Source organism: Pseudoalteromonas sp. S3260 (genome assembly GCF_005886925.1).
Taxonomy (GTDB): domain Bacteria; phylum Pseudomonadota; class Gammaproteobacteria; order Enterobacterales; family Alteromonadaceae; genus Pseudoalteromonas; species Pseudoalteromonas tetraodonis.
This window is the reverse complement of sequence record NZ_PNCV01000036.1, coordinates 43504-64318: the sequence shown is the minus strand read 5'-3', so window position 1 is coordinate 64318 and position 20815 is coordinate 43504. Positions and strand designations below refer to the sequence as shown.

Here is a 20815-nt window from a genome sequence, read left to right as displayed (position 1 = left end):
TCCCTGCCTGTTTTAAATTAAAAATTGTACAATTCGTTGCTATCACACTATCGACCTCACCATGTTGGTGCACCAGTAACTTGTTTGGTGCATAAATTATTCTTATTAATTTAAAAAAGCCGTGTGACTTAGTTATTTATTTCTGATAAAACAAGGTTAGTCTTTAGCAAACTCGCTATCGTAGGCACTTAATAGGAATGAGGAAAAATTATGTGTTCAATTTTTGGTGTACTCGATATTAAATCGGATCCCAGCCAGTTACGCACTCAGGCAATCGAAATGTCTAAACTGTTACGTCATCGTGGGCCAGATTGGTCTGGTGTGTATTCATCTGATAAAGCAATTTTAGTGCATGAGCGCTTAGCCATTGTTGGCGTATCAAGCGGTGCTCAACCCCTTTACAACCCAGAAAAAACCCATATTTTAGCGGTTAATGGCGAAATTTATAACCACAAAGAGCTGGCCGCTAATTTAGAGGTCGACTTTGATTTTCAAACCCAGTCAGATTGTGAAGTGATTTTAGCCCTGTATAAACAAAAAGGGCCGGCATTTTTAGATGACTTAAATGGTATTTTTGCTTTTTGTTTATATGACGAAGAGCAAGACGCGTACTTAATTGGTCGCGATCACATTGGTATTATTCCACTGTACACAGGTCACGATGAGCACGGTAACTTTTATGTAGCGTCAGAGCTCAAAGCGCTCTCACCTATTTGTAAGCACATTGAAGAGTTTCCGCCGGGGCATTACCTGTACAGCAAAGACGGCAAATTAACCCCATACTATCAACGTGATTGGCAACGCTATGACGCCGTTAAAAACAACGATGCTAAAGCAGAAGATGTAAAAGATGCATTGGAAGCGGCGGTTAAGCGCCAGCTTATGTGTGACGTACCCTATGGGGTATTGCTATCGGGTGGCTTAGATTCATCAGTTATTTCCGCTATTACCCAGCGCTTTGCTGCAAAACGTATTGAAGATAACGATGAAAGCGATGCTTGGTGGCCTAAACTGCATTCCTTTTCGGTGGGTTTAGAAGGCTCCCCTGATTTAGCCGCAGCGCAAAAAGTAGCTGATATGATAGGGACTATTCACCACCCTATTATCTTTACTATTCAACAAGGTATTGATGCACTTAAAGAAGTGATTTACCACATTGAAACTTACGATGTAACCACCATTCGTGCATCAACCCCAATGTACTTAATGGCCCGTCAAATTAAAGCCATGGGTATAAAAATGGTGCTCTCAGGTGAAGGTGCAGATGAATTATTTGGCGGTTATTTATATTTTCATAAAGCACCCAATGCACAAGAGTTTCATGAAGAGCTGAACCGTAAAGTTTCAAAGCTCCATATGTTTGACTGTTTACGTGCCAATAAATCAATGGCGGCTTGGGGTGTTGAAGCACGCGTACCATTTTTAGATAAAGAATTTGTTGATGTGGCAATGCGCATTAACCCTGAAGCTAAAATGTGTAAAGACGGCAAAATTGAAAAACACATTTTACGTGCAGGCTTTGACGGTTACCTCCCAGATGAAGTGTTATGGCGTCAAAAAGAGCAATTCTCTGATGGCGTTGGCTACAGCTGGATAGATACCTTAAAAGAGTTTGTTAATGAGCAAGTAACGGATCAAGAATTGGCGAATGCCAAATTTAAATACCCAATTAACACGCCAGACTCTAAAGAAGCATATTTTTACCGCAGTATTTTTGAGTCGCACTTCCCAGGCGATGCCTCGGCTAAGTGTGTACCACATGGTAAATCAGTTGCGTGTTCAACCCCAGAAGCACTCGCATGGGATGCATCATTTCAAAATAATGCCGACCCATCAGGGCGCGCCGCGGGCGTTCATAACGAAGCGTACAAATGAAAATTTAACCATCCTAAGCTGCAGTGTTAAAGCTGCAGCTTTTTTTGGTGTCTTTGTGCGTAATTTTCTTAAAATGCTTATTGCACTGAGAGAAGTGAATGAGAAGAAAATGAGAAAGTAAAAGCCATTCTGCCTCATCATTTTTGTTTAATTATGTGGCTTTGTTACTTCTCTAAAAGCGCAGCGTCACTTTATCCTCTTTGTGAGTTAAGCTGTTAAGACTCAAAATAAATGAGAAAGCAAATTAGTTTAAACTGCAAAATAAGTATGCCACCTTTTTATAAAAACTACTTTAACATTGCTATTTTCATTGCTGATTCTATTAACCTCCCCTTGGCTAAAAATCCAAAGCTATAAAAATGTAATTAAAAAGTCATAAAAAAGCCCATTTAACAAATTACTCTTAGTTTTAAAAATCAGAGTACGCTTTTAGCGTATCCAATTAAGTGATTTATCTGTTTATACGCCCTATTAATATGAATATTCATTAACTTAGCTTTGCATTCATTGCCATTTACGACTATAAAATAAAGTACTAACGCGTTAGTTTACATTTTCTTAGCGACCAGACATCTACAATAAAAAGACAAAGTCAGCTCAAAATTTTAGCAAAGTGTTAATTCTTTCGTATTTAATATTTAACTCCCCTAGCAGTAAAGGTATGATGGGCAATTAAATTAGTTAGTCTTCTAATTATTCGTGTTGTTAGCTTTGGCAAAGAATCTAATAAGACGAATACAGTGAACTATAAAAAACTGGCATTAAGCCAGCCTGTTTCATTAACCAAAGAGGTATTGCATGAGCGAGAATCATGACAAGTACAGTATTGACAATACGGACTACACCGTAGGTCAAGACAACGTGCAAAAATGGGGGTTTGATATACATAACCCTGTATTCGGAATAAGTGCAGGGTTAATAGCGCTGTTTTTAATTGCCGTATTAGTATCTGATGCCGAAGTTGCTAAAACGACGCTAGATGGTATTAAAACCGATATTATTAATAATTTTGACGGCCTGTTTATGTGGGCTGCTAACTTCTTTGTTATTTTTTGTTTAGTTTTAATTTTTTCGCCTTACGGCAATATCCGTTTAGGCGGCGACGATGCTAAACCATCTCACTCTCGTATTTCTTGGCTGGCAATGTTATTTGCAGCAGGTATGGGTATTGGCTTAATGTTTTGGGGAGTTGCTGAACCGGTGGCTTATTACACCGGCTGGTATGAAACACCGCTTAATGTGGCTGCCAACACCCCAGAAGCAGCAAAGCTTGCAATGGGCGCAACTATGTACCACTGGGGTCTTCATCCTTGGGCCATTTATGCGGTTGTCGCGCTTTCTTTAGCGTTTTTCACATACAATAAAGGCTTACCGCTTTCTATACGCTCAATTTTTTACCCTATTTTAGGTGATAAAGCATGGGGCTGGCCGGGGCATATAATCGATATTTTAGCTGTGCTTGCGACCTTATTTGGTTTGGCAACATCTTTAGGATTAGGTGCTCAACAAGCTTCAGCGGGTATTAACCACGTATTTGGCCTTGAAGGTGGCGTAGGTTCACAAATTCTGGTTATTACAGGGGTGACGTTATTAGCCATTGTCTCAGTTATTCGAGGCATTGATGGTGGCGTTAAGCTACTAAGTAACGTCAATATGCTTATTGCTTTAGTGCTACTGGTATTTGTATGTTTAGTTGGTTTTGCTGTATCTATGGGTAATATACCAAACACAGTAATGGGCTATGTAGAAAACATTATTCCGTTAAGTAACCCACATGGTCGTGAAGATGAAACATGGATGCATGGATGGACAGTATTTTATTGGGCTTGGTGGATTTCGTGGTCACCGTTTGTAGGTATGTTTATTGCCCGTGTTTCACGTGGTCGTACAATTCGTGAGTTTTTAACCGCTGTACTACTTATCCCTACAACAGTCACTATCTTATGGATGTCTATTTATGGCGGCATCGCAATTGACCAAGTAGTTAATGGAATTGGTGCCCTAGGAACTGACGGTTTAACAAGTGTGCCTATGGCGATGTTCCAAATGCTTGATGAAATGCCAATGGCGAACGTTTTATCTTTCATTGCTATTGTTTTAGTACTGGTATTCTTTATTACTTCTTCTGATTCAGGGTCACTTGTAATCGATTCAATCACAGCAGGTGGTAAGATTGATGCGCCGGTACCACAGCGTATTTTTTGGGCGTCTGTTGAGGGTGCTATCGCTGCTGCATTACTTTGGATTGGTGGCACTCAAGCGATTGAAGCACTGCAAGCGGGGGCTATATCAACCGGTCTGCCATTTACCATTGTATTGTTATTGATGTGTGTAAGCTTAATTTTAGGTTTACGAACTGAGCCTCGCCCAGTTAAATAACACAACACATTCCATAATAAAAAAGCCGCAAATTGCGGCTTTTTTTGTGCTCTATTTTTAACAGTAATGCTTCAATAGCTAAAGCCAAATTTCACTCAGTGGCGTATCTGATCTATAGTGGTAACTCAGCTGCGCTTGCAGCAGCTCGGCAGTGGCTAGTGCATCAGTAAGCGCGTTATGGTTTTGATACAGTGGCAATGAATAACGCTCCCGTGTATCACTTAACCTAAGTGATCCTAGCTTTGAATTAAACAGCCTGCCTAATAACCCCTGCCGCGCTTTAAGCGCCCGCCTTTCTATTTCCATCGTATCAACTAGTGCAAACTCAATGCCCTCTTTTATACGCATAAGTAGCGCGTTATAAAAAAAATGACGTTCTATTGCAGCATAATGTACCACCACCACTTTGCCTTTAAGGGCATCAAGCAGTGGCGCTAAAATTCGATTAAGATCAGGGGCTTCATCCACTTCTGAATGAGTAATTCCATGAATAACAATTGACTCTTCACTTAAATCTCGTCGTGGTTGCACCACCCAGTGACGGCTCTCTTTACAATAAATACGATTTACATTAAAAGGCACCAGCCCCACACTAACAATATCATCGCTATTCGCATCAAGGCCGGTTGTTTCAAAGTCGAGTGCCACAAAAGGGACATCTTTAAGTGGAGCAGCCTGATTGGTAAACGCTTGTTGATAAAAGTCTTTAAGTAACGGGTTTTGCGCAGTTTGCAATAACTGCTCGTAGCGCTGTGACCAATCTAACGGTGATTTAGCCATAACTTATTTCACACCCGGGTGCGCAGAATAGCTAAATTTTAAAAAGCTTTGCGCTTTTTCTAAAATAGCAAAGGCTTCTTTTAAATTACTTTGCTCAAAGGGTGAAAGTAAATGGGGGTCTAGATCGTTATCTGGGGCTTCACCTTGCTCTATTTGCCACGCCTGATGACGAATACGTACTGTGGCAATATACTCAAACGCATCACGTAAATCTTGTGCTTTACCTTTAGGCAGTAAATTTGCCTCTATAATATCTTCTAAGCGCTCAAACGAATTTTGTTTACGTGAGCCAACCGCTAACGCATGAACGCGCACCACATCAGATAGCGGCGCCGTACCACGGCGTTTTAAGTTCATTGACCGCTTATGCTGGCCATTATGCTCAAGCACAAAGCCATTAAAAAACCCTAGTGGCGGCGTTCTATTGCGGGCATTGGCAGCAAGGTTCGCTAAAAAGCGTTTGTTTACTTTGCTTTCTTTGGCCACCAGCGTTTTAAGCTCATCGGCCCATTTTAGCTTACCCCATACACCATCTAAGTCAAAAAATATCGAGCTATTAAGCAGGGCTTGCGGTTTCGGCTCGGCCATCCAGCTAGCAAATTTTTCTTTCCATTGTGTACGGGTCATACGCCATTTTTTAAACGACGCCATAATTTCACCGTCACAATAGGTATAGCCACATTTAGCTAAACCATCACACACAAAATCTGATAGGTTTTGAAAATACTCATCGTGCAGTGCCTCATCAAAACTATTATCCAAAATGAGAGCATTATCTTGATCGGTCACAATTAGCTGCTCGTCGCGGGCCATTGAGCCTAAGGCTATAAAACAATAAGGAATAGGCGGCTCGCCAAATTTTTCTTCGGCCAATGCTAATAAACGCTGTTTAAAGGTACGCCCTATGACCGCCATAGCGGTTCCGATCATATGCGAATTTGCATCTTCATTAACCATACGTACAAATACATTAGGTAATTGGCGTGCGTAATGAACTAAGTCATCAACTGATTGCTGCGCTAAAATACCGCGTACTAACAGTAAGCTACTTTGTGATTCATAACGTAAAATATCAGACAGCGATATTACCCCAATAGGCCGTTTTTTATGTACCACAGGTAAATGATGTAAGTTATCTCTTAGCATGGCTAATACGGCTTCAAACACATAGGCGTTACTATCAAGTAGTACTAAGCTTGATGTCATTACTTCTTTGGCGGGTGTATCATATGTTAACCCTTGGGCAACCACCTTAGTGCGAATATCTCTGTCGGTTATGATCCCAACAACTTGACCGTCGTCTTCTTCTGGGTCATCGCTTATTTGTTTTTCTATGTCGGTAACTAACACTGAAGAGACCGATTCTTGCGTCATTAAAAATGCGACGTCTTGAATAGCAGTTTGCATTGTTACTGTGACCACATCACGGTGTAATAATGACTTTACTTTCGCGGTGGTTAAATCATTGCTGTCGGCTTGCTCTACAATGGCTTGGTGCAAACGTACGTTACCATCCACTTCAAAAAAATCGGCAAAGGTTTCGTATTTATCACAATATTCGTTGAAGGTATTAACGTTAATACAATAGGTTAAGGTGTCTTCAAGCGCACGAGCCGGAAAGCGCACTTTGCGGTTCATTAATAGGCCCATTTGGCCAAAAATACCGCCTGTGGCTAAACGATTATAGAGCTCGCCATTACGGCGTGAAATTTCAACCGAGCCACTGCGAATAATATATAAGTCACTAATATCTTGGCCTAAATGTAAAATATCAGTTTGCGCACGAAAATAAGCAACTTCAATTTGCATTGCTAGTTCGTTTAGTGCCTCGCTCTCAAGCGTATCAAAGGGGGGGTGTTCAACTAAAAATTGGGCTATTTCAACTTGCTCGGCCTGCATGGGTGATCCTTGTGGCTTTAATCTAGTTGAATTGTGGGCTTAATTGGCTATTTTTTCAAAGAAAAATAGCCAATTAGCGTAATTAATTAGTCAAGTTGCTCCAGCTCTTGGGCTAATTGCTTTGACTCATCGCCACGAGGACTGGTAAAGCGGGCTAATCCTAAATAAATCACCGGTGTTAGGTAAAGCGTAAACAATACCGCTAACGCAAGTCCACCAAATACCACCCAGCCAATGGCATTACGTGCTTCTGCTCCGGCACCTGTTGACATAATTAGGGGTAACGCACCGAGTAAGGTCGATATTAAGGTCATGGTGATTGGTCTTAAACGTACCAATGCAGCTTGTTCAACCGCTTTTCGAACACTCAGCCCCTGATCTCTTAATTGATCAGCAAACTCGACCAATAAAATTGCATTTTTAGCGATTAACCCAATTAACATCACTAGGCCTATTTGCGAGTAAATATTCAGTGAGGTACCGGTTAAATACAGCGCTAGAATGGCCGATGTAATCCCAAATGGTACAGTGATCATTACCACGATTGCACTGTTAACATTTTCAAATTGCGCCGCAAGTACTAAAAACACAATTAAAAATGCCAATACGTAGGTCATTAATACTTCGTTGGAGGTTTCTTCAAATGTCAGTGCTTCCCCTTTAAATGCAAGAGTAATACCTGCTGGTAATGATTGCTCAGACACTTGCTTTATTTGCTCCACTAAGGTGGCAATTGTTAAGCCTTCAGGCAGCTCCATACTGAGCTCTATGGCACGGCGCTGAGCATGACGTTCAAGCTCTGCGGCAACCCCTTCCTCTGAAATGTTAGCGACACTACTGAGTGGCACCAATTGATTATTACGGGCTCTAATAAACAAGTTTGCTAAATCACTCGGGTCGTTAATAGTTTGATTTTGTGCCTGTAGCATAATAGGAATAGATTGATCGCCAATGTTTAAATCAGCGATATCGTCACCATTAATAGCGGCTCTTAATGTAATTGCGATATCACTTAAAGACACGCCAAGTTCTTCTGCGCGTCGTCTGTCAATATTAACACGCAATTGCGGCTGCGATGGCTGATACGATACTCTTACCGGCGCAACCTCTGGCACGGCCTTTTCAAGATCAGCTGAGAACTGCTGTGCAGCCTTAAATATTTCAAGGTAATCTTGTCCCAGTAAAGCGATTTCTATGCCGCCACCTTGGCCACGTAAATTTAAGCTATTTGCACCACCAGGGTAAGCAGGTGCACCAGGGATGTTGCCTAAAGGCTGGCGAATTTTATTAATAATTTCTTGTTGGCTAAAGTTACGTTCATCCCAATGCTTTAATGGCACAGTAATAAACACAATATTGGGATCCCATTGCCCAACCACAGTGTAAATAGACTCAATTTCACCACTTTCAACGAAAGGCAGTAAGGTATCTTCCATTTTAATGGCTTGTCTATCCATAAAATTTAACCCTACGCCATCAGGTCCGCGGGCAAATATTCTAATTTTACCGCGATCTTCAGTAGGGAGCAGTTCGTTATCTAAACTCATATACAAAGCACCCGAACCGCCTGCAACTAATAAACAAACAATAAAGGTAACCCACGCATGATCCAGTACTTTATGGATTGTTTTGGTATAAATATTGGCAAGCACGTTACCAAATTTCGCAAAGGGGTGAAAACCACCTTGCTTAAGCTTTAGTTTTGAGGTGAGCGCCGGTACTAACGATAAAGCAACAAAGCTAGATATAATTACCGCACCAGCTAGTACGCCACCAAACTCCCTAAATAAACGCCCTGCTGTAGAGGGTAAAAATGCGATGGGTACAAACACAGCCGCTAATACTGCAGTGGTGGCAATAACGGCAAAAAATACTTCGCGGGTACCAACAACCGCTGCGGCACGCCTTCCAAGACCTAATCCTCGCTGGCGTTGAATATTTTCACTCACTACAATTGCATCATCAACAATTAATCCTGTCGCTAATACCAGTGCTAATAAGGTTAAAATATTAATTGAAAACCCAAGTGCCCATATCAGTGCTAATGAACCTATAAGCGCAACAGGAATGGCAAATGCTGGGACTAATGTTGCACGCCATGAACCAATAAACACCCATAAGGTGATGATCACTAGCAATACCGTTAGAACCAATGAGTTAATCACTTCATCTACTGAGCTTCTAATAAACTGCGCGTCATCTGATGTTAGCGTAAACTCCATCTCAGGAAAGCGCTCACGCATCCCCTCTATAAGGTTGAGTACTTCATCAGAAATTTCGATAGTGTTGGACTGTGCTTGGCGAATAATTTCCATACCAATAACAGGTTTACCATTAAGTCTTACCATAGAGCGCGGATCGGCAGGACCAAAGTACACGGCAGCAATATCGCTAATACGAGTATCGCCCTGAATTATAATGTCGCCCACCTGTGCGGGGGTAACAGACGTTGCATCAGCGCGCACTATTATTTGCTGATCGTTTGATTTTAAACTCCCTGCAGGCACATCAAAGGGGGCTTGCCTAAGTACATCGGCAACATCTGGAATCGTTAAGTTAAAACTGCTGAGCTTTAATGGATCAATGCGAACCCTGAGCACACGTTCTCTATCGCCGTTTAATCGTACGTCGGCAACACCAGGAATAGTTAAAAACTGCGGCGCTAAATCAACATCAACCCGCTCTGTTAATGCCTCTAACGATAAGCTTTCACTTGATACTGTTAATGAAACCACCGCTTCAGCGTCGTTATCAGCCTTAATAATAGAAACGCGCTCTACCTCTTCAGGGAGCTCTCTTTGCACTCGAGCAACTGACTCACGCGTTTCATTCGCAGCGTCGTCAAGGTTAACACCCGGTCTAAATTCAACCACAATACGTGAATTACCTTCTTCACTTTGTGCACTAATCGATTTAACACCGCTCACGCGGGCCACGGCACCTTCAAGTTTACTGGTAACTTCGGTATCAACGGTTTCAGGTGAACCACCAGGGAACGAGGCTGATACAGTAATACGGGGTCTGTCTACATCTGGAAGCTCTCGAACTTCTACGCCTGCTATGGCGGCAATTCCGGCAATAATAATCAGTAAATTCAGTACCACAATAAGCACTGGGCGGCGAATAGCCATTGATGGCAAGTCTTGCATCATAGGTTGCTGTTTCATGGCTACTCCTGCGTATTAGCGATTGGCGCTGAGAAGCTTAGCTCTTGGTTAGCTCGTAAGCGCTGTACGCCCTCTACCACTAAGTTATCTTGTTCTTTTAAAGCCCCCGAAACTAATAAACGACCTGCAAGGCGCTGTTCAATTTTAACATCAATTCGAGTGGCTTTTTTATCAACACTTGTCCATACGTAAGGGCCTGTTGCTCCCCACAGTAATGCCGCCTCAGGTACAGCAGCAAAACGTTGCCCTTCTACTTCAATATGAACACGAAAACTCATGCCGGGTAAGAACTTTTGCTGCGGGTTTTCAAGCTGCGCTTTTACACGTAAGGTGCGGGTTTGTGGGTCTATTCGTGAATCTAGATAAGCAATTTTTGCGTTTACAGCATTTTGTGACTGCCAAGGGAATACTTTTACATTGCCTTTATTGCGCAGCATATAAACGGCCGATTCTGGGGCGTTAAAGTTTATATATAAAGCACGCGTATCATCAATACTTGCAATCGCCGTTTGGGGAGTAATTCTGTCACCCACTTCAACGTCGGTAAGTCCCATAGTGCCGTTAAAAGGCGCACGAACTTGGCGGTCTTCAAATTCTGTTTCTGCTTGGGTAAGGGTCACTTTTGCTAATTCAACAACTGTTTTTGCATCATCCACATCACTCTGTGGCACAGCCCCTTTTGCTTGGCTTTGCTTTAAACGTGCGAGGGTTCTTTGGGTGTCAGCAAGTTTTATTTTTGCCTCTTCAAGTGCCGCTTTTTGTCTGCGTGAATCAAGTTCGAGTAACACATCACCGGCCTTTACCCTATCACCCGGTTTAAAATGCACCGCCGTTACTTTATCGCCCACAGCCGGATATAAAATAACCGAATGAATTGCTTCGGCGTTACCGACAGCCTGAACTTGCTCTTTAGCACGTTCCATCGCTACCTGCTCCACCACGACATTGGCACTCTTTACAGATAAACTTAACGACATTAAAGAAAAAAACACGCTGGTAAAAAGAATTCGCGATTTCAAAGGATCACCCTAATTAATTATTATTTGCATTATGTTACGCAGTTTAACAGCTCTATGATCAATAAATAGCTAAGTACGACAAATTAGCAAAACAATAAGCTGAAATTAAGCATGCTAGCCACTCTACATATTTTTACAGCAGCATACAAAATCCACACATATTTAAATTACATTTATGACTATGATTTAGCACATCAATATTTTTAATAAAGGCAACATTTATGAAAAAGAGTTTAATTATGGTGATCTTGCTATCAGGCTGTGCATCACCAGGGATTGATCGGGCAGATCAAAATCAAGTTGTTAAACGTTATTATGCGTCTGTTGAATCAATGCAAAAAGTAACACTCTCCTCAGAAGTGGGAACTGGAATAGCTGCTGGTGCGGGGTTTGGCTTTGTAGATAGCTTAGATGGCAATAAAGAAGAAATGATTGGCGGCGCGATTGTTGGTGGACTAGCCGGTGGATTATTAACTGCTTTATTTGAAGGGGGGAATACCGCGTATCAGTATAATTTATATGCTGCTGATGAAGGTGAATTTACCGTTATTCAAAAGAAAAAGCTCGATAAAAACACAAAATGTGTGCTCGTCAATGCTGCCAACAAGGTCACGCTCTCTACTACAGATACAAGCATTTGTGAAAAGAGTATAAAATAAAAAACCTCAGTTAAAACTGAGGTTTTTTTTAATAACGTACAAACTAAATGTACCGCTTATTTATTTCGCTGTGCGTCTTTTTGCGCTTTTTTAGCTTCTTTACGTTGTTGTAAAACAGCTTGTGCTTCGTTACCAATGTGGCCTTCACCGCGCGCTTGAGCAAGCTCTATTTGCCTTTGGCGCTCTGCAAAGCGAGCGCGTTGTTCATCGGTTACATTGTCAATACAGTGGTGACACGACACCCCTTCCATGTATTCTGGTTTTTGCTTTTCTTCTTCTGTGATAGGCATGCGACATGCGTGACACTGATCGTATGAGCCTTTTTGTAAGTCATGATTTACCGCTACACGGTTATCAAATACAAAACACTCGCCTTCCCACATGGTTTCTTCTTTTGGCACTTCTTCTAGGTATTTTAATATGCCGCCTTCAAGGTGGTATACCTCATCAAAACCTTGCTCTTTCATATAGGCTGTTGATTTTTCACAGCGAATACCACCAGTACAAAACATGGCTACTTTTTTATGTTTTGATGGGTCTAAGTTTTCTTTGGCCCACTGAGGAAATTCACGGAACGTTTTAGTGTTTGGGTCTACTGCGTTTTGAAACGTACCAATTTCAATTTCGTAATCATTACGGGTATCAACAAGGATCACCTCAGGATCAGAAATAAGGGCATTCCATTCATTTGGCTTAACATAACTGCCCACTACTTTTAATGGGTCTACGCCTTCAACACCCATAGTCACAATTTCTTTTTTTAGCTTAACTTTTGTGCGGTAAAACGGGCATTCGTCATCAAATGATTCTTTGGTAACAATGTTGTCTAAATTTGGTTGGGTGTCTAACCACGCAAGTAAATTATCTATGCCTTCACGTTTTGCAGAGACAGTACCGTTAATCCCCTCTGCGGCAATTAATAAAGTGCCTCGTACTTCGTTTTGCTCCATTACATTAAGTAAAGGTTGGCGAAGTGCTTCAAAATCCGGTAGAGAAACAAATTTATACAGAGCGCATACAACAAAGTGTTCGCTGGTTACATTATCTTTATGGACAGCAGTCATGGTATTCCTATTTTGCTTTTAAAACCCGCAAGGGGCGTTTACCGAATCGTAAATCCGGCGCATATGGGGCGCGTATTTTACGCTTTTTTTATTTAAATGCAAAAAAATGGATGATAATGCGCTTTTTACTGTTAGCGCAGTAGCTCAGTGGGCTATAATGCGCGGATAAATTTATACAGACTTGCTCATATTGGAGAAACATACATTGCACTTTACTGAACTTGGGATTGATACTCGCCTAGAAACACAATTAGCGCACCAAGGGATCACCCAGCCTACCGATATTCAAGCCCATGCTGTGCCAACGGCACTGGCGGGACATGACATTTTCGCTCAGTCAAAAACTGGGTCAGGCAAAACTTTAGCGTTTTTATTACCGGCTGTGCAGCGTGTAATGAAACAAAAAGCACTCAGTAAACGTGATCCTCGTGTACTTATTGTTGCTCCAACTCGTGAGCTTGCGACCCAAGTTTTTACTCAACTTCGATTACTTATTGCCGGTACCAACATAAAGGCCGTTAAAATCCTCGGTGGCGAAAATTTTAACGACCAAATTAAAGCACTGCGTAACGACCCTCACTTTGTGGTCGCCACACCTGGGCGTTTAGCCGATCATTTAAAGCAACGTTCATTACAATTAAGTGGCCTAGAGTTACTTATATTTGATGAAGCTGACCGTATTTTAGATTTAGGTTTTACCGATCAACTTAAATTAATTAATGAACTGGCCGATCATCGTCTTCGTCAAACTTTATTGTTTTCGGCGACATTAGATCATGCTCAAGTTGATGCGTTATCGCGTAATTTATTAAAAAAACCAAAACAAATTATGCTCAGTGCAGCCAATGAGCAACACAGTGATATTAAACAAACATTGTACTTAGCTGACCATCTTGATCATAAAGAAGCACTGCTTGAGCACTTTTTAAATCAAGATAACGTTGGCCAGTGCATTATATTTACTGCTACACGAGCTGATACCAGCCGTTTAAGTGAATCATTAAATAGTAAAGGCTTTAAATCTGTCGCATTAGCTGGGGATTTAACTCAAAGTAAGCGCCTTGATATTATGGATGCGTTTAGCCGTGAAAACTTTAAAATATTAATTACTACAGATGTTGCTTCGCGCGGTTTAGATTTACTCAGTGTTACCCATGTTATTAACTTTGATTTACCAAAACACGCAGAAGAATACGTTCATCGTATTGGTAGAACTGGTCGTGCTGGTTTTAAAGGTAACGCATTATCACTTGTGGGCCCTAAAGATTGGGCAAGTTACTTGGCAATAAAATCATTTTTAAATGATGAATTATCGTTTGCTGCTGTTGAGGGTTTAAAAGCGAAATTTAAAGGTATTAAAGAGAAAAAAGTAGCGCCAATTAAACCGACTAAAAAAGCAGTGACCGCGAATAAGCCACAGCCAAAACGAAAAGCAAAACCGAAAAAGCCAGCGGCCCCAATTAAAGCACCTCTTAATATTGATGGTGATACCCCGATGCGTCGTAAAAAAAAGCCTGAGCAGGAATAATTATGAGTTACCTAGGAACCACCCAAACCCTTTTTGTTAAAGAAGTCAGCAACGAAGGTGCCTATTTAGATGGGCATGACTTAGGTGAAGTTTTTTTACCTAAACATGAAATAAAACATGAGCTTGAAGCCGGCGATAGCATCAGTGTATTCACATTTTTAGATAATGCAAACCTGCCAACAGCCACAACTAAAAAGCCGCATGCTCAAGTGGGTGAATATGCCCTACTGCGTGTAAAAGAAATAAACAGCATAGGCGCGTTTTTAGATTGGGGCTTAGAAAAAGACGTACTCGCACCGTTTAATGAACAAAAACCACGTATGCAAGAAGGCTACTCATATTTAGTGCGTTTATATCTTGATAACGCCAGTCAGCGTATTTGTGCCTCAACTAACTTTAACCGTTTTTTATCAAAAGATGAGCCTCAGTATAGTCACTTACAAGAAGTTGACTTAATTGTTGCAGGCAAAACTGATATTGGTTACAAGGTGCTTATTGAAGAATCCCATTTTGGCGTCGTGTTTTACAACATGGTGTTTAAAAACCTGTTTGTTGGTCAAAAGCTAAAAGGATTTATTCAAAAAGTACGTGAAGACGGAAAAATTGACGTCATACTTGAAAAACCAGGCATGGGTAAAGTAAGCGAGCTTGGTGAAAAAATAATGGAAAAACTAAAGGATGAGGGTGGCATATTAGCCATAGGCGATAAGTCTGAACCTGAATTAATTAAAAAAGTGTTTTCGACCAGCAAAGCAAATTACAAAAAAGCCATTGGCGGTTTATTTAAACAAGGCTTAATTGATATTGAAGCTAAGTCTATTCGTTTAAAATAATTAAATAAAAAGCCACTTAAGTTTTATACCTAAGTGGCTTTTTAGTATCTGAAATTTATAACCTAATATTTTTATAAGGTAAGGTACAGCGAGAATATTCATTTGAGTATTCAATTAATTCTTTTTTAGAATCTAGATTTAACGGCGCTAGCCTAAAAACTTTTTCTGTACACTCATTTTGCATTTCATGATGTGTCGCAACACAGTCTCTGCTGCTAACATCTATTCCTGCTAACACACCTTCATTGGTGTAACACAGATGCTGGGCATAATAAACTTGAATAAATCAACGGGGTAACCAGATACCAAGTCAGTTACGTTTGAAACATCATCATACATTTTAGTTGAAAAAACATATTTATTTACAGCAAAGCCACTAATGATAATTACAACTAAAAATATTATTATACGCAAAGCAAATCTCTCACTGCACACCCATAATTTAAATGTAGTACAAAGAAAAGCAGTTGTAAGGAACTGCTCTCAATTATGCTAATTTTTAATTTAAGCTATTGATTCATTTACATCATTTAGTACTTTTACAGGGTTTTGTGCCTGAGTGATCGGACGCCCAATCACTAAATAGTCACTACCCGCTTCAATTGCTTCTTTAGGTGTCATAATACGTTTTTGATCGCCTGCATCACTGCCCGCTGGGCGAATACCTGGCGTAACTAATTTAAACTCTTTCCCTAAAGCAGCCTTTAAACTTTGCGCTTCTTGCGCGGAACAAACAACACCGTCAAGTCCTGCTTGCTTTGTTAATTTAGCTAAATGCATAACTTGCTCTTGGGGTGATTTAGTTATACCTAAACGCTCAAGTTCAGCTTCGTCCATGCTGGTTAATACAGTTACCGCAATCAGTAATGGCGCTTTGTCGCCAAACTGCTCGAGTGCTTGTTTAGCTTTATGCATCATTTCATAACCGCCCGATGCATGCACATTGACCATCCATACACCCATTTTAGCCGCAGCAGTCACCGCTTTAGCAACGGTGTTTGGAATATCGTGAAACTTTAAATCTAAAAATACATCAAAACCTAAATCGACCAATTCTTTAACAAATGCAGGACCAAAATAAGTAAACATTTCTTTGCCCACTTTTAATCGACAGGTATCTGGTGATAACTGTTTTACAAATGCTAAAGCAGTTTGCTGATCATCATAATCAAGCGCGATAAGAATTTTTTTTGATTTTTCGAAAGACATAACTATCCTACTAGTGAGCGAAAAGTATAAAGATTAAAATCCGTCTAAGCCTCTGCTAGGCACAATGGTTTCCCAGTGTTTACATGAAGGGCAATTCCAATAAATGGTGTAGCTAGTAAAGCCACAATGCTGACATTGAAAGTCAGGTTTAGTGGCAATGTAAGAAGTAACAAGTTTATCGATTTGATTAAGTACATCTTTTGTATTTTTATTTTCTGTACTCATTAACTGTAATAAAAAACTAAAGCCACGAATAGTGGGCTGACGTTTTAAATTATCAGTTAAAAATTCAAAGGCTTGTTCAGTGTGTCCTTGCTCAAGCAAGGCTTGGCAATGCTGTATTTTTATCATCACTCCACCCTTTTCTAGTAACTCAGTAATGAGTTCATGAAATTGGTGAGTTAATTTTAATTGCTTATAGCTGTGAGCTAACTTTTCAATAAACAATGGCGCAAAAAAAGTAAATTGGCAGATTAATTCTCGCCAATAGTAAATTGCTTTGACGTAATCTTCTTTGGTATAAGCTGACAGTCCAAGCTCATATAAAGGCCTAATTGTTTTAAAGTTTAAGCTAATGGCTTTGCGCATAAGTTGTGGGTTATTACTGGCAATGGCATGCTCACAGTAAAAATTAGCGATGGCTTTAAAGTGTTGTTCTTTTGAAAAAAGCTCAATATGCGCTTCAAACATATTAATGCCTTTTTGCCATTCACGGGTTTGTGAATATAAAGAAATAATAGGATCGAGTGCATCTGCATGGCTATTTTTTACCAGCCATATTAAATGTTCTTCTGCGCAGTCTAATAAGCCAGCCATAATATAATCTTCGGCTAGTTCTAAACGGCTATTAGCGGCTTGTTTTTCGTTAAGACTTGGGTGTTTTAGCAGTAGTTCGTGAATTTTTATTGCGCGGTCAAGCTCACCACGGCGGCGAAACATGGTGGCTAAAGTAGAATAATGTTCAACAGAGTCAGCAGCTACTTCGAGCAAATTAATTAAGTGCTCAAGCCCCTGATCTTCTTCTCTGTCCAGTAAAAACTTTAAGCCTTTACTGTATTCAGAAGTAATTTGACGATTAAACTGATGAGCCTGATTTTTTGCACTGTTTTTCCCCATGATCCAACCATAACCGGCAGCAACGGGAAGCAGTAAAAACAACAGCTCAATCATAATTAGGTGTCTTTGTTGGCAATACGCTTTTTATTATCTTTTTCAGGCGTTAATTGCTTTTTTAAACGGTAATTTTGCCACTTTAATTGCGTGAACAATTTAAAACTCACAAAACAACCCACTACAACACCTAGCAAAAAGCAGATACTTATTATAACGGCTAAAGGTAATGTATTACTGGCTATTATGTAGTTAATTTGTGTTAATTGTGGGTTTTGAGAACCCAATACAAATGCACCAATTAAAAAAAGTGCCGCCAGAATAATTTTTAATACCTTGAACAAGTAACTACTCCAATAAGTTTACTAAGCAATGCTCTCGTTTACACGGTCACGTAGTTCTTTGCCTGGTTTAAAATGAGGTACATGCTTACCATCTAACTCTACAGTTTCACCTGTTTTAGGGTTACGGCCTGTACGAGGCGCACGGTAATGCAAAGAGAAACTTCCAAAACCTCGGATCTCAATACGATCTGAAGAAGATAATGAGCCGGCCATTTGTTCAAGAATTTCTTTAACAGCGTTCTCAACATCTTTCACAGGAATATGTGAATGTTGTTCAGCAAGTGTTTCTATCAGTTCTGACTTAGTCATAGCGTTTCCTTAAAAAGAAATAGTGGAAGGGCATAAACTGCCCTTCCAATTAAAAGACTATAATTAATTAGTCTTTTTGTGCATTTGCGAAAGCAGCTGCCATTGCGTTTTCAAACACTGGCTCTTCTTTCTTAAGCTTCTCTAGTACTTCTTTCTCTTCTGCTTCGAAAAGAGCTTTAACAGATAAGCTTAAAGTGCGGTTCTTACGATCAACACCAACGTATTTAACTTCAATCTCGTCGCCTACAGAAACAACAGTAGTTGCATCTTCAACGCGCTCTTGAGCGATATCAGCTACACGGATGTAACCTTCAACGCCTTCGATAAGTTCAACAGTTGCGCCTTTCGCATCAACTTCAGTCACTTTACCTTTAACAATAGCACCTTTTTTGTTTGCATCAAGGTAGTTATTGAATGGGTCAGCTTCGATTTGCTTAACACCTAGAGAGATACGTTCACGCTCTGGGTCAACTTGCAATACGATAGCAGTGATTTCGTCGCCTTTCTTGAATTCACGTACAGCTTCTTCGCCAGGTGTATTCCAAGAAATGTCTGAAAGGTGTACAAGACCATCAATACCACCGTCAAGACCGATAAAGATACCGAAGTCAGTGATTGATTTGATCTTACCAGTAACTTGGTCGCCTTTGTTTTGTAGACGAGCAAATTCCTGCCAAGGATTAGCAATACATTGCTTAAGACCAAGAGAAATACGACGACGTTCTTCGTCGATTTCAAGAACCATAACTTCAACAGTGTCGCCTAAGCTAACAACTTTAGAAGGGTGGATATTCTTGTTAGTCCAATCCATTTCAGAAACGTGTACTAGACCTTCAACGCCTTCTTCGATTTCTACGAAGCAACCGTAATCAGTAAGGTTAGTTACACGGCCAGAAAGTTTAGAACCTTCTGGGTAACGACCAGCGATAGCTGCCCATGGATCTTCGCCAAGCTGTTTAAGGCCTAGAGATACACGAGTTTTATCTTTGTCGAATTTAAGAACTTTAACTGCGATTTCGTCGCCAACATTAACGATTTCTGAAGGGTGCTTAACACGCTTCCACGCCATATCAGTAATGTGTAGTAGACCATCAACACCACCAAGGTCAACGAATGCACCGTAGTCAGTAAGGTTCTTAACGATACCTTTAACTTCTTGACCTTCAACAAGGTTAGCAAGAAGCTCTTCACGTTCTTGTGAGTTTTCTGATTCGATAACTGCACGACGTGAAACAACAACGTTATTACGTTTTTGATCAAGCTTGATCACTTTAAATTCAAGCTCTTTGCCTTCAAGGTGAGTTGTGTCACGTACTGGACGAACATCAACAAGTGAACCAGGTAGGAAAGCACGGATTGAATCAACTTCAACTGTGAAACCGCCTTTAACTTTACCGTTGATAACACCAGTAACAGTCTCTTGCTCTTCACATGCTTTCTCAAGACGGATCCACGCTTCGTGACGCTTCGCTTTCTCACGAGAAAGGATAGTTTCACCGAAACCGTCTTCGATTGCATCTAGTGCAACATCTACTTCGTCGCCAACAGCAACTTCTAGTTCACCAGCAGCATTTTTGAACTGCTCTGCAGGGATAGCACTTTCTGATTTAAGACCAGCATCTACAAGTACAATGTTGTTCTCGATTGAGATTACTGTACCTTTAACGATAGAGCCTTGCTCTGCTTCAAAACCCTTTAAGCTTTCTTCAAATAACTGCGCAAAATTTTCTGACATACGAATATACGTCTCATATATTAATACCAATAAGCAACCATGCTGCATGGGGTTGTTAAAATAGCACTGGCATCCTGCTGGTGCATAAAATGTATTTAGCTTCGTTTAGGAAGCTTACCTTCTGAGATGCTCGCATCTAATAAAGTTATAACTTTATCAAAGACTTGCTGCGCGTTGAGTTCGCTAGTATCAAGCTCAATCGCATCCTCTGCAGGTACAAGCGGCGCAACGGCACGATTCATATCGCGATCATCACGTGCTTGAATGTCCTGTAATAGACCACTTAGTGTAACATCAAGCCCGCGCTCATTCAACTCAACAAAACGTCTGCGAGCACGTTCTTCTGCACTTGCGGTTAGAAATATCTTTAATGGCGCATCTGGAAATACCACAGTGCCCATATCGCGGCCATCGGCAATTAAACCGTTTTCTGTTCTAAACGCACGCTGGCGGCGAAGCAACGCTTCTCGAACACGCGGTAATGCGGCCACTTTAGACGCTGCAGCACCCACTTCTTCATTTCGAATAGTGGTTGTGACATCTTCGCCTTCTAAAATAATCTTTCCTGCATTAGTGTCACTGTCTATCAAAAACTGCACATCAAGATTTGCAGCTAATGGGACGAGTGCTTCTTCGTTATCTAACGCAATTTGGTGATGAAGTGCTGCAAGTGATAGTACGCGATAAATTGCTCCGCTATCTAACACATCCCAGCCTAATTTTTCAGCCAATAGGCGACAAACAGTTCCTTTACCAGAACCACTTGGGCCATCTACGGTGATTACGGGCATTAATAACGCCGGCATTTAAAACCTCCTTCAATGCACACCAAAATAAACCGCCACATTATACGCCAATTAATAAAGATTATCCGCTTTTAGTATGTAACTTTTTATAAATACTTA

At 40.7% G+C, this 20815-nt stretch carries 16 protein-coding genes and 1 pseudogene; 5 read left to right on the top strand and 12 right to left on the bottom strand.

Features of this window, described 5'->3' with window-relative positions:
- Positions 1 to 210 precede the first annotated feature (210 nt).
- Positions 211 to 1875, top strand: a complete 1665-nt coding sequence (gene asnB / locus CWC14_RS07085; RefSeq protein ID WP_138562070.1) for an asparagine synthase B — start codon at positions 211 to 213, stop codon at positions 1873 to 1875.
- 798 nt (positions 1876 to 2673) lie between these two features.
- A complete protein-coding gene (locus tag CWC14_RS07080) occupies positions 2674 to 4254 on the top strand; it encodes a BCCT family transporter (RefSeq protein WP_138562068.1) in 1581 nt (526 codons plus the stop codon).
- Between the two features lie 78 nt (positions 4255 to 4332).
- Here the strand turns inward: CWC14_RS07080 and CWC14_RS07075 are convergent, their stop codons facing one another.
- From CWC14_RS07075 to CWC14_RS07060, 4 genes are all read right to left on the bottom strand, one after another.
- Positions 4333 to 5034 carry a 3'-5' exonuclease gene (locus CWC14_RS07075; protein WP_008114720.1) on the bottom strand — a complete coding sequence of 234 codons (702 nt, stop codon included), beginning with the start codon at positions 5032 to 5034 and terminating at the stop codon, positions 4333 to 4335.
- Positions 5035 to 5037: 3 nt separating this feature from the next.
- Positions 5038 to 6933, bottom strand: a complete 1896-nt coding sequence (locus CWC14_RS07070; RefSeq protein ID WP_016899937.1) for a putative nucleotidyltransferase substrate binding domain-containing protein — start codon at positions 6931 to 6933, stop codon at positions 5038 to 5040.
- Positions 6934 to 7019: 86 nt separating this feature from the next.
- Positions 7020 to 10100: an efflux RND transporter permease subunit gene (locus tag CWC14_RS07065; protein WP_138562066.1), complete on the bottom strand. Its 3081-nt coding sequence runs from the start codon at positions 10098 to 10100 to the stop codon at positions 7020 to 7022.
- 2 nt (positions 10101 to 10102) lie between these two features.
- Positions 10103 to 11119: an efflux RND transporter periplasmic adaptor subunit gene (locus CWC14_RS07060; protein ID WP_033103482.1), complete on the bottom strand. Its 1017-nt coding sequence runs from the start codon at positions 11117 to 11119 to the stop codon at positions 10103 to 10105.
- Positions 11120 to 11340: 221 nt separating this feature from the next.
- On the opposite strand from CWC14_RS07060, the gene CWC14_RS07055 reads away from it, so the two are divergent.
- Positions 11341 to 11778, top strand: coding sequence for a hypothetical protein (locus tag CWC14_RS07055; RefSeq protein ID WP_138562064.1), 438 nt, complete (start codon positions 11341 to 11343; stop codon positions 11776 to 11778).
- A gap of 56 nt (positions 11779 to 11834) precedes the next feature.
- On the opposite strand, the gene trhO is transcribed toward CWC14_RS07055, so the two are convergent.
- Positions 11835 to 12842, bottom strand: coding sequence for an oxygen-dependent tRNA uridine(34) hydroxylase TrhO (gene trhO / locus CWC14_RS07050; protein WP_138562062.1), 1008 nt, complete (start codon positions 12840 to 12842; stop codon positions 11835 to 11837).
- Positions 12843 to 13047: 205 nt separating this feature from the next.
- On the opposite strand from trhO, the gene CWC14_RS07045 reads away from it, so the two are divergent.
- The gene (locus tag CWC14_RS07045) at positions 13048 to 14370 is read left to right on the top strand and encodes a DEAD/DEAH box helicase (RefSeq protein WP_138562060.1); all 1323 of its coding nucleotides are present in this window, start codon (positions 13048 to 13050) and stop codon (positions 14368 to 14370) included.
- A gap of 2 nt (positions 14371 to 14372) precedes the next feature.
- Positions 14373 to 15203, top strand: coding sequence for a CvfB family protein (locus CWC14_RS07040; RefSeq protein WP_010389931.1), 831 nt, complete (start codon positions 14373 to 14375; stop codon positions 15201 to 15203).
- 55 nt (positions 15204 to 15258) lie between these two features.
- Here CWC14_RS07040 and CWC14_RS19725 read toward each other — a convergent pair.
- From CWC14_RS19725 to cmk, 7 genes and pseudogenes are all read right to left on the bottom strand, one after another.
- A pseudogene (locus CWC14_RS19725) lies at positions 15259 to 15617 on the bottom strand (hypothetical protein).
- Positions 15618 to 15707: 90 nt separating this feature from the next.
- Positions 15708 to 16412, bottom strand: a complete 705-nt coding sequence (gene pyrF / locus CWC14_RS07030; RefSeq protein ID WP_016899932.1) for an orotidine-5'-phosphate decarboxylase — start codon at positions 16410 to 16412, stop codon at positions 15708 to 15710.
- Between the two features lie 33 nt (positions 16413 to 16445).
- On the bottom strand, positions 16446 to 17582 hold the full coding sequence (gene lapB, locus CWC14_RS07025; protein WP_138562058.1) for a lipopolysaccharide assembly protein LapB: 1137 nt from the start codon (positions 17580 to 17582) through the stop codon (positions 16446 to 16448).
- A 2-nt stretch (positions 17583 to 17584) separates the two neighbouring features.
- Entirely contained in the window at positions 17585 to 17866 is a 282-nt protein-coding gene (locus CWC14_RS07020; RefSeq protein ID WP_008114742.1) for a lipopolysaccharide assembly protein LapA domain-containing protein, read from the bottom strand.
- 21 nt (positions 17867 to 17887) lie between these two features.
- Positions 17888 to 18175 (bottom strand): integration host factor subunit beta, encoded by a 288-nt coding sequence (ihfB, locus tag CWC14_RS07015; RefSeq protein WP_008114744.1) that lies wholly within the window; start codon positions 18173 to 18175, stop codon positions 17888 to 17890.
- 67 nt (positions 18176 to 18242) lie between these two features.
- On the bottom strand, positions 18243 to 19910 hold the full coding sequence (gene rpsA, locus CWC14_RS07010) for a 30S ribosomal protein S1 (RefSeq protein WP_002961176.1): 1668 nt from the start codon (positions 19908 to 19910) through the stop codon (positions 18243 to 18245).
- Between the two features lie 95 nt (positions 19911 to 20005).
- Positions 20006 to 20716 (bottom strand): (d)CMP kinase, encoded by a 711-nt coding sequence (cmk, locus tag CWC14_RS07005; RefSeq protein ID WP_016899929.1) that lies wholly within the window; start codon positions 20714 to 20716, stop codon positions 20006 to 20008.
- Positions 20717 to 20815: the final 99 nt, after the last annotated feature.